This is a genomic window from Clostridium arbusti SL206, from assembly GCF_000246895.1.
Taxonomy (GTDB): Bacteria; Bacillota; Clostridia; order Clostridiales; family Clostridiaceae; genus Clostridium_I; species Clostridium_I arbusti.
Genome location: NZ_BAEV01000041.1, coordinates 19,536 through 30,989 on the forward strand (window position 1 = coordinate 19,536; position 11,454 = coordinate 30,989).

At 31.5% G+C, this 11,454-nt stretch carries 9 protein-coding genes; 1 reads left to right on the top strand and 8 read right to left on the bottom strand.

Annotated features, from left to right (window positions below):
- Positions 1 to 341: 341 nt before the first annotated feature.
- From RH99_RS09185 to RH99_RS09220, 8 genes are all read right to left on the bottom strand, one after another.
- Complete coding sequence (locus RH99_RS09185) at positions 342 to 1,322, bottom strand: LacI family DNA-binding transcriptional regulator (RefSeq protein WP_026038454.1); 981 nt, start codon at positions 1,320 to 1,322, stop codon at positions 342 to 344.
- Between the two features lie 221 nt (positions 1,323 to 1,543).
- On the bottom strand, positions 1,544 to 3,223 hold the full coding sequence (locus RH99_RS09190) for a glycoside hydrolase family 13 protein (protein WP_010236888.1): 1,680 nt from the start codon (positions 3,221 to 3,223) through the stop codon (positions 1,544 to 1,546).
- Positions 3,224 to 3,310: 87 nt separating this feature from the next.
- Positions 3,311 to 4,561 carry an MFS transporter gene (locus tag RH99_RS09195; protein WP_010236890.1) on the bottom strand — a complete coding sequence of 417 codons (1,251 nt, stop codon included), beginning with the start codon at positions 4,559 to 4,561 and terminating at the stop codon, positions 3,311 to 3,313.
- 136 nt (positions 4,562 to 4,697) lie between these two features.
- Entirely contained in the window at positions 4,698 to 6,152 is a 1,455-nt protein-coding gene (gtfA, locus tag RH99_RS09200; protein ID WP_010236892.1) for a sucrose phosphorylase, read from the bottom strand.
- 482 nt (positions 6,153 to 6,634) lie between these two features.
- A complete protein-coding gene (locus RH99_RS09205) occupies positions 6,635 to 8,173 on the bottom strand; it encodes a nitrogenase component 1 (RefSeq protein WP_010236893.1) in 1,539 nt (512 codons plus the stop codon).
- 5 nt (positions 8,174 to 8,178) lie between these two features.
- Positions 8,179 to 9,516 carry a nitrogenase component 1 gene (locus RH99_RS09210; protein WP_010236895.1) on the bottom strand — a complete coding sequence of 446 codons (1,338 nt, stop codon included), beginning with the start codon at positions 9,514 to 9,516 and terminating at the stop codon, positions 8,179 to 8,181.
- Positions 9,517 to 9,886: 370 nt separating this feature from the next.
- A complete protein-coding gene (locus RH99_RS09215; protein ID WP_010236897.1) occupies positions 9,887 to 10,834 on the bottom strand; it encodes a zinc-binding dehydrogenase in 948 nt (315 codons plus the stop codon).
- A complete protein-coding gene (locus tag RH99_RS09220; RefSeq protein WP_026038456.1) occupies positions 10,815 to 10,994 on the bottom strand; it encodes a hypothetical protein in 180 nt (59 codons plus the stop codon). The genes RH99_RS09215 and RH99_RS09220 overlap by 20 nt, the downstream gene beginning before the upstream one ends.
- 122 nt (positions 10,995 to 11,116) lie before the next feature.
- Between RH99_RS09220 and RH99_RS09225 the strand changes: the two genes are divergently transcribed.
- On the top strand, positions 11,117 to 11,454 hold a 338-nt coding region (locus RH99_RS09225; protein ID WP_010236900.1), incomplete at its 3' end, for a winged helix-turn-helix transcriptional regulator.

The window sequence follows — 11,454 nt, forward strand, 5'->3', positions numbered from 1 at the left end:
GTTTATGAAACATGTTTCATAATTAGTAAAAAAAAAAAATTGTATAGGTTTACATTGAATTGTTAAATCATTTCGGCATATTATTACCACCAATCATTTATATTTATCAATAAACCTTATATATTAAAATTTATTTATTAAGCATATTTACATCCATTAATTGTAATACTTTTATTGTTTAATCTTATATACAAATGCAAAAATCTTTATATTATTTTGTATAGGTTTTCAGTAAATTTTCATATTATCTGTATGGAACATGTTTCATATAAATAATATAATATATTTTATGTGTATTGTCAATATAAAAATAATATAATATTGTAATTTAATATAACCTTTTAAAAGCTTGTTTCTCCCTTCCTTAAATATACATCAATTTCAGTATAAGGTTCCATTACCTTTCCTTCCTCTATTAATGATATTATATTTTCTACTGCCTTACTAGCTATTATTTGCACCTGCTGTACTACAGTAGTTATATTTAAAATATTACTATTAGTAGTATATGTTCCATCATAAGCTACCACAGAAAGATCTTTTGGAATTTGTTTGTCAAGTTGTGTAGCTGCCTTTAAAAAGGCCGATGCAGGCATATCTGCTGCAAAAACACCATCTATCTCGGGTTCTTCTATCAGCACTTTTTTAGCCAAATTTAAATATCCTTCAAAATCAAAGTCATTCCATTTTATTTCAATAGCTTTTGATGCTATATTGTGTGATTTCAACATATCTTCTAAAGAAATATGACACTTATATGATAATACTTTTGTAGCTTTACTATCACATATATGAATTACATTCTTACATCCACTATCAATAAATTTTTTTGCGGCTAATTCTCCTCCCAATTTATGATTTGACGCAACAACTGGAATTTTTGAGTTAACAATACGATCCAACATAACAAGCGGCTTATTAAATTCTTTATATTCTTTTAGTTTTAAATTACTGACACCTGATATTACTCCATCTACAATATTTGATTTTAACGTTTCCATATAATCTCTTTCTTTGTTAATGTCATCATCTGTACTGCATAACATAAGTTTATATCCTTTTTCGTATAATTCTTTTTCAATATGACTAGCTAATGTAGAAAAAAAAGGATGCACAATATTAGGAACCAGCATCGCAACAATTCCTACTTTTTGACGAAACATACTTCGAGCTAATTCATTAGGTATGTAATTTAGCTCTTCAATGGCTTTTTCAATTTTATATCTGGTTTCCGGTGCTACATATCCACTATTGTTAATCACCCTAGATACAGTACATGCTGCTACTTTTGCCTTTTTTGCTACATCTCTTATACCTGCCATAGTCATCTCATTCCTCTCATCTATAAGTGTTTCTTTCTTTATTATACTATGGATAATAACAAAGAAAATATAATTTTAAACTTATTACTTAAAAATAAAATTAAAAATCTATTGCTAAAGTATAAAAACCTGCTGAAATCACTATAAAGTGAATCAACAGGTTTTTAATGAAAAAATCACCACGAAAAAGTTCTTTTTAGTATAATTGATTAAATTAAATTTTATATAATAGCAAGGACTACGGCTTCATAAGGTCTAAGGGATACTTCATTATTTGATATATGAAAGGAATTATAATTTGAAATTAATACTTCATCTACAGTATAATTTAAATTAACCTTAACCTTTTCACCATAGAAATTAGCTAATACTAAAAGTTTTTTATCCCCATATTCTCTTATATAGGCGAAAATATTTTTATCATCTTCCATAATTCCTTTGTATTTTCCATATACAATTACATCTGAGTATTTACTATTTTTACGTAAATCAATTAAGCTTTTATAGTAATACAAAATTGAATCTTTAGACTCCAGATTATTTTTTACATTTATTTCTTTGTAATTATTATTAACCTTAAGCCAGGGCTCTCCTTCAGTAAATCCAGAATTTTTACTATCGTCCCACTGCATAGGAATTCTTGCATTATCTCTACTTCTTCTGTGTATAGCCTCTAAAGCTTCTTCTTTAGATAAGCCATCCTTTATAGCACTATTATATTGATCAATGGATGAAATATCATTATAATCTTCAATAGATTCATATTTAACATTAGTCATTCCTATTTCTTCACCCTGATAGATAAATGGTATACCTTTTAATAAAAAGTAAATTGTGGCTAACATCTTTGCACTAACTAAGCCTATATCTGATTCTTTAATAAATTTATTTAGAGATCTTGGTTGGTCATGATTTTCTAAAAATAGTGCACCAAATCCTAAATCATTATATACTTCTTGACTTTTAAAAATGGCATCTTTAAATTCTTGTAGAGTCCATTTTTGGGGTGTGTACCACTTTCCATCTTCAGCTACATCTAAATCAGAATGCCCAAATTCAAATAACAAATCAAAGAAACCATTAGGCCCGCTATAATCTTTTAATTTTTCCCTTGGTATACCAGGCGCTTCTGCTACCGTTACAATATCATATTTAGAAAATGTGTTCTCTTTTAATTCAGATAAAAAATTTTCTATTCCCTTTTGATTTAAAGAACCTCCATCAATATGAACTAATTCTTCATTACTATTAGACTCTAAATCCTTAAAAGTATTATCCTTTTTAATATAAGTTATGGCGTCCACTCTAAAACCACCGAGTCCCTTATCTAGCCAATAATTTACCATATCATATAGCTTTTGTCTTACCTCTTCATTTTCCCAGTTTAAATCCGGCTGTTTTTTTGAAAATACATGTAAATAATACTGTTTAGTATTATTATCATATTCCCAGGCCGATCCACCAAATATAGACTTCCAATTGTTTGGTGCACTACCATCTGGTTTTGGATCTTTCCATATATAAAAATCTCTTTTAGGATTGTTTCTACTGCTTCTTGACTCTATAAACCAATCATGTTCGTCGGAAGTATGATTTATAACTAAATCCATCATTATTTTAATATTGCGTTTATTGCCTTCTTTTATTAAGTTGTCCATATCTTCCATAGAACCAAACTGCTTATCTATATCATAATAATCCATAATATCATAACCATTATCATCCATAGGACTTTTATATACAGGACTTAGCCAAATTATATCTATACCTAAATCTTTTAAATAATCAAGTTTATCAACAATTCCCTTTATATCACCTATTCCATCATTATTTGAATCATAGAAACTTTTAGGATATACTTGATAGATTACACTTTTATCCCACCATCTTTTTTTTAACATATTTACCCCCTAAAATTATATTAAAATTTAGTAACTTCAAAAGTTTAATTTCGTAATTTTTAAATAGAACTTATTTAATATCTTATACTATCCTAACTGATGCTCCATTATAATTTCATTTTCACCTTCATCTACTACAACTCCATCCTTCTTTTTATTTAATAAAGTAAAAGCTGCTAAAATAGTAAATACAAGAACTAGGCACCCCATAAATAGATAAGTTTCTCTAAAGCCAACTTTATCGTACATTTTACCAACAATTGGTGATAAAATTGTTGTACCAATTTGAGTAGCAAATTGAAAACCAACTAGATAGAGCACAGAAGATAAACGAGTATCGAAATTATCTGCTAAATATTTAAATATTGATACCAATAATGTAGCATATTCAAAAGAATGAACTAATTTAATAAATGAAATACTATATGGGTCACTTACAATTCCTGAACCAATCATACGACAAGTCATTATTATTCCCGCTAAAATTAGTCCTTTCTTCGATCCTATTTTATTTACAAGAAAAGGAGCTAGAAACATCATACCCGCTTCCAAGAAAACTTGGAGTGAATTCAAATCTCCAAACACTTGGTTTCCTAAAGCTTTTGTTGGAAACAATGAAGCATAATATATAGGGAATTGTTGATCATATACCATATATACACATACAGCTCCTATCATGTAAATCATAAAAAACCAAAAGTCTTTTAATTTCAAAAGCTGTTTAACATCGTTAAAACCTACTGATTCAGCACGTTTAGCTTCTACACTACTTACATCAACTCTCATAAAAATAACAAGAATAAGTAATATTATAGCAGAAACCGTTGCCATCCAAAAATTTATATTAGGGCTAATATTGAATACTCTACCCGATACAAATGCAGCACTTGCTGATCCAATTGAACCCCACATACGTGCACGACCAAATTCAAAGTCATATTTTCTACCAGCCTTTTCAATATAGGATTCAACACTAGCACAACCAGCTATAAAAGTTAATCCTAAATAAAATCCTCCAACTATAGCACCAATTATGAAGTTCATTTTTAAAAGTGGTCCATATACATAAATGTAGAATGGCCCAGCTAATGCAAGTAATACAGTAATAAAATATAAAACATATTTTTTTAAACCAATACGGTCAGAAATGTATTCGTATATAGGTTGAAAAATCATGGCAAAGATAGCGTTTACAGAAAATACAATACCTGTTTGTGCTCCACTTAAATTCATTTTTTCTCCAAGCCAAATAGCAAAGAATGAAAAACAGGATGCATAGGCAAAGAAAAATAATAGAAAATATAAACTAACATTCCAATATATTATTCGTTTTTTCATATAGATTCCTCTTTTCAAATTATATTGTAAACTAAAAATCTTTATTGCCTATCCATCACCTTTAAATTTAAATTAAATGTATTTTCACTATAGTATAAACATAAACACTTTCAAGATAGGCTTTAATATATTAAAACTAAACTCCTGTCAGTTCCTTAAACTCTTTATTATCTGAATCAAAGTAACTTACTGTAAATTCATGTGTCTTAAGGTTAGCTTTCAAAATTGCTTCAAAAGAATCTTTCTTCCATGATATTTCTAAAACTTCTTCATTATCCGTATCAGCTACAAAATAGTCACCTTCAAAAGCTGGATAAGAATTTCTAAATTCCATAAGTTTTAATAATCTTTTCATAACAGGTCTTTTTACGTTTTCTTTAACTTCTCCTTTGGTATAATAATGTCGGTTTATATTTCTTCCTACCTTTGTCTTTTCAAGTAGTTCTATATCATTTTCTCCAGCCATAAGTCCTACATAGTAAACTTGTGGTATTCCTGGTGCAAAGAACTGAATAGCTCTTGCTAAAGTATAAGCATCATCATTATTTCCAAGTGCTGAATAATAGGTACAATTAACTTGATATATATCAAGGTTGTTATAGGCAGTTGTATTATAGATTTTCTTTACATTTGCACCTTTAGTAAATAATGCTTCTCTTGTGATTTCAATTTCTTCAGCAGTTAATAAATCCTTTACATCTACTATCCCAATACCATCATGAGTATCTAATGTAGTAAACTGCTTTTTAGGAGACATTTTAAGCCATTTTATAATATTTTTATTCACACCACTATATAGAGCATGAAGCATAATCATAGGCAGTGCAAAATCATATATCCAGTGTCCCTTTTCTGATATTTTCATTTGAATTGAATAGTGTTCATGTATTTCTGGTAATATATCTACATTTAATGGTTCTAATATTTCTTTTACTTCATCAAGAAGTTCCCAAGTATCAGGTTCTACAAAGAAACAGTTAGTTCCAACTTTCTTAGTCGCATAGGCAAAAGCATCAAGCCTGATTAATGAAGCATTTCTCTTTGCCATATTGGTAAGAGTATCCCTTATAAATTTCTTTGTAACTTCTGATTTTATATTTAAGTCCACCTGCTCACTATCAAAAGTACACCATACTTTTTCACTAGTCCCATCTTTAAACTCTACATCGATATATGGTTCTCTAGGTTTTCTCTTGTATATTAAGTCTACATCTTCCTGAGAAGGTTTACCATCAGGCCAAAAATCCTTATATCTAATGAAAAAATCTGCATAAGGTGAATTGTCTTTATTTTTTTCAAAATCTTTAAAGTATTCAGAACTTCTTGATATATGATTTATCATAAAGTCATACATTAGATAAAAATTTTCACTTAATTTTTCAATGTCTTTCCAATCTCCAAAAGCTGGATCTACTTTTTCATAGTTCATTGGTGCGAAACCTCTATCTGCTGACGATGGAAAAAATGGTAGTACATGGACTCCACCCACTGCATCTTTAAAATAAGTTGTTAAAAGGTTTTCAAGTTCCTTTAAATTTTTACCTAGACTGTCTGCATAAGTGATAAGTATAATTTTGTTTTTAATTTTCATAATTATTTTCCCCCTTATATTTAAAATCAAATCCATTTTCCTTTTTAATAATATAATTTTCTTCATGGTATAAAGTTTTGAAAATCATAATTTATTTTTTAATAGATAAAAATGTTATTAATCTCTTAGTATATGTTTACATTTAGCATTGACGCAAAACTTATGAAACATGTTTCATATAAATAATATATTATAATTTATATAAATTGTCAATATAAAAATGAAACTTATACTTCTAAAAAACACATATTATTGTAATAAATTTAACTTTAAATATGTAAAAAGATAAAGTACTCTGCTAAACATAAGTTATTTACATAAATTGAAATAAAAATATCCTATGAATTAGACTTGTTATTATCTATTCCATAGGATGTTTTTTTATATGAATCACTTATTTTTATGTTAACCTTATTTTCTTTTAAGAATTCTTCAGTAGTTATGGATTTATTTCATGAGACTTTAAATATTCACTCACTATACTATCTAGAACATTGTTCCAATTGTGCGGCTTTATATGAGGTCTGATCTTTTATATATGCAAATGGACTTTTATCATACCAATCTTTTTTATAAGGCAGCTTTATATTCTCAGATAGTTTACGTTGAAAAGAAGGATTCTCTAATAATCTTGCCATTCTCCTTGCTATTTCATAAACTCCTTTATATCCAAAATAATTAAAACTTCCTCCAAATAAAGGTAAAGCCGGCACCCCTAGTTTAGATATCCACACTCCACTTCCAGCATGGGCTAAACATATATCTGGTTTATCTCTATTTACTATATTAACTAATTGAAAAACTTGATTTGGTGCTACACTCACTTCTATATCTGGAAAATTATCATTGAATTTTGTGTAAAGATCATCACTCAGACTATCATAATGATGAGCTCTAACGCCAATGACTTCACAACCCAATTCCTTAAGAAGCATAGCATCAGATACTACCCTAATTACCCCTCCAGTTATCAACACTCTTTTTCCATTTAATAATTTTTTAAATGGATCTATTGCTGAAAAAATTTCCTTTTCTTCAGATTCAATTATTTCTTTAGCCTTTTCTTCAAGATTAAGTTTACCTGCAACTTCTATAAACCATTCACTTGTATTTTTTATACCAACGGGCATATTGTGAATAAAATATGGAATATGAAATTTTTCTTTTAAAAACTCTAGGAAATAATCATCATGAACATTACAAAGACTTATATTTAAAATTGCTTCAGATACTTTTTTAAAATCATTAGGATGTGCAAAATTAGGAAAAACTCTTACTTCAAGCCCTAATGCTTCTAACAATCTTTTAGTTTCTACTTCATCTGGATAGGTTAATGAACCAAAATTAAATAAATTAACGATTTTAGAATTTTTGTAATAGATTTTTTTGGGGTTAAGTCCACTTGCATTTTCTGATGAATTTGAAGTTAACTCTAGATTGCGCCCTACACCATGATAATAAGTATCATATGCATTGGCAACTACTTGAGATTTAATACCTTCACAATGCATTGGTATTATTTTTGCGTCCACAGTTTCTTGAGTAGTTCTTACTACTTCATCAATATCATCACCAATCATACTTGGAGAACAAGTATTCATAACAATAATAGCTATTGGTCTGTATATTCTATCAGCCTCTAATATTGTTTCTTTTAACTTAGCTTCTCCACCATTAATAATATCTTTTTCATTAAGATTTGTGGATATCCATATCAAAGACTTAGGAATTCCACCCCTTGCTTTGGTACCAGATCTAGTTGGAAAATCTGATGAATGAATTTGAGATCCACACCCAACAGGACCATGAATTATAAATATAGTATCTGGCATTGTAAGGGCCATGCCTAATACTAAACTTAACTGACAAGCAGTTGCTTGAGAAAAACTTCTTTTCTTATTTTTCAAACAACCCTCTTTAGAGCAACCCAGCAATTCACAGGAATTACCTCCAAAAGCACTTCCAACAAACTTCAATCTTTGTTCACGTTTAGGAGCAACTTTGTTATCAAAATAATTCATTTAACCTACCTCCCCGTAAAAATAACATCCAATAAATCTTCCACCAAATGCAATCCACCACTATATCCAGCATATCCTCTATCTAATATTGCTCTATTTAATATTGGATAACTTACAGTTAATGTTTTTGCACCTACACTTTTAGAAAAATCTTTTTCCCAAGAACTACCTAATACAAATAAAGGAGAAAGAGTATCATAGTATTTTTCAGATTTATGTGGTTTAATAATATTTGTTAAATATTCTTGAATTTTTGAAGCATCTGTTTGGTATATTAATTCTGTTTCTTTATTCCCATTAATCTTTTTAAATCCCTCATTTAAAGATTTTTTTTGATTATCATTAAGCTCATCTGTTATTACTGAAAACTTAGGTATCCATCCAAGATCTTCATGTAAAAACCTTGTTATGGATATAGTGTTATTGGCATTTCCTACTACTACAGCGTAATGTTGAAGATCTGAATCAGCATATACATCAGATATTCTTTCAATGTATTTATAATAGTTTTCATTTTCATTCTCTATTAATTTTTCAACCTTCTTATTATCTATTTCTAGTAATTTAGAAATATCTTTTAAAAATTCAGCTGTAGCTGTAGGTCCTATTGGAAGTTCGTTAACATAATAAGGTATACCATGTTTTTCCTGAAGACTTTCTGCAACACTAATACCATAAGTCCTTGATAAAACAATGTTTAGTGACGCCTCTGCTGCATCCTTTAAATTATCTATAGTTTGATCATTAGTAAAAAAAGTATTAACTTCCAGTCCGAGTTTTTCTAATAATCTTTTGATCTCAACTAAATCACCTCGAAAAAAAGGATCCAAGGCTGGAACCACTCCTAAAATATTTACTAAATTTTTTGTTTTTTTAGCGGTTTTATTTGAGTAATCAACAAATAATTTTTCTAGTACTCCTTCGTATCCATTGTAAGAGTTCCCCCTAAAGCCACCTGTTTCTAATGACAATATAGGTACTTGTGAATCTTTAAAATTTCTAAGAACCGCTTCTACATCATCTCCAATTATTTCTGTCATACATCCAGTTGTCACTATAAATAAATCTGCATCAATCAATTCTAAAGTAGTTTCTATCTGTTCAGTTAATCTAGAGGAACCTCCAAACACAATATCATTTTCAGTTATACCTGAAGTAGGTACTGATCCACCTCCGCAGTATCCAGATCCCCAAAATCCACTTCCGCCCATGTATGCACCAAAAAGGTTAGACCCGCAACCAGCTGTAGCATGGACTATTGGAACTACTTTTTGTAATGCACTAATAGTACTTAGAGCACCCCCAAGTGCACAGGAAAACCTAGGTCTTTCAATATAAGCCATTTGCATTCCTCCAAAATTTTGTATATTTTTTTACATACTTTATTTTAAAAATAAAAAGACTATATATCTCACCAAATAAATTTTAGTGAGATATATAGTCTCCAGTTCTCTGGTCAACAATAAATATATCCTATTATACCAATATGTTTATTGTATATATATGTTTAGATTTTGTCAATATTTATTTAATATAGCAAGATGTCACTATAACATTGATATTTGAGATGACTATATAAATAAATTATTTACTTTTAATTCTAATCCTCTTTGGTAATTAAATTATCAAACAATGCCTAAAACAATTCTATAATAACAAAACGCTTTAAAATCACGTTTCTTAATATATCCTATAAAGCAAATAATTTTTGGGTCACTCGACGTGTAAAACTATCTTACCCAGTACTTCGCGGTTTAAGAACTTTTCCACAGTACGCTCGACATCGGTCCATGAAGCCTCGATGCCTATGTGTGGCCGTACACGTCCGTCAGCAACAAGAGCAACAAGACGTTCGAGAGCATGCTTACCACGTTGATGTGTCAGTTCATCAAAGACATAGAAACTCTTGAGAGTCAGCCCGTTCTTCATGAAGTCGACGAAATCGAATGTGGTTTTACACACGTCGCTGGTCTCCATGCTCCGATGATTCACGGCTACACAAGTTCCGCCCGCTACCAGACTGGCCAGCGCAACGGGCAGCAAATGCCCGCCTACGGTGTCAAGTACGAAGTCAAAACGGCTACGTTGTTCGCTCAGGCTGGACTCGAGGAGCACCTCATCGGCACCCAACGCTTCAACCATGCCCGCGCGCTCCTGTGCCCTGATCGTCCCGGTAACCCTAGCACCTGCAGCACGTGCGAGTTGAATGCCGAACTGACCGACACCACCTGATGCGCCTGTGACGAGCACTTTACGTCCGAGCAGGAAGCCACAGCGTTCCAACGCGAAGAGTGCGGTTATACCTGCTACGGGAAGTGTCGCGGCGTCTTTGAACGACACCGTCGATGGGAGGCTTACGAGGTTGGTGGTTGGAACGGCAACGATCTCGCCAAATGCTCCGCCATTAGGTAATAATCCCACAACTCGAGATCCCACGGATAACCCGGAACCATCAGCAGCTGACTGCTCAACGATTCCGGCGAAATCGCGTCCAGGTTGCCAGCCCGGGGTGGCAAGGAGCTCTCGGCTTCTCAGTTCGCCCGGGTTCAAAGAAATCGTAGCCACCCGAACTAACGCCTGGTTCTCTGTTGGAACCGGTACCTCCCTTTGTCCAAGAGACACGCCGACCGGCGACTGCTTATCAGTCACGACTGCTCGCATAACTTTCACCTCCAATCAATCCGTTCGCACTTGCCGCATCTAAATAGACCGCCTCAAAACCGTTCTTTTTTAGGGCATCAACCACCCGACCACCGATGTCGGAATCGTGCCACTCCGTTACAGTCATTTTCCATAATTCAATTTTCTTTAATGCTTCCATAAAATATTCCTCGACTTTCAATTAGATTATGGCTATAATTATAACTCTAAATAAACATTTATCAAGTACGCAATAATAGTTTACTTACTTATAAAAAACTAAGTATTAGAGGAGGTAACATTATGGAAGGGTGCCCTATTAAGTACGCTTTAGGTATATTGTCTGGAAAGTGGAAAATGCGAATTGTTTGGGAAATATCTCAGCAAAAGGTTATTCGGTTCAATGATCTGCAAAGGCATTTGGATGGGATATCCAGTCTAATGCTTTCAAAAAGTTTACATGAATTGCAGGAAGACAAACTAATCAACCGCATTCAGTATAATGAAGTTCCCCCGCATGTCGAATACCAAATAACTGAATTAGGTGAAACAATTCAGCCTATTCTTTCCATGCTATGCAAATGGGGAGCTCATGTTATGCAAATGGGGAATATGGAAGGGTGCTCTATTAAATACGCTTT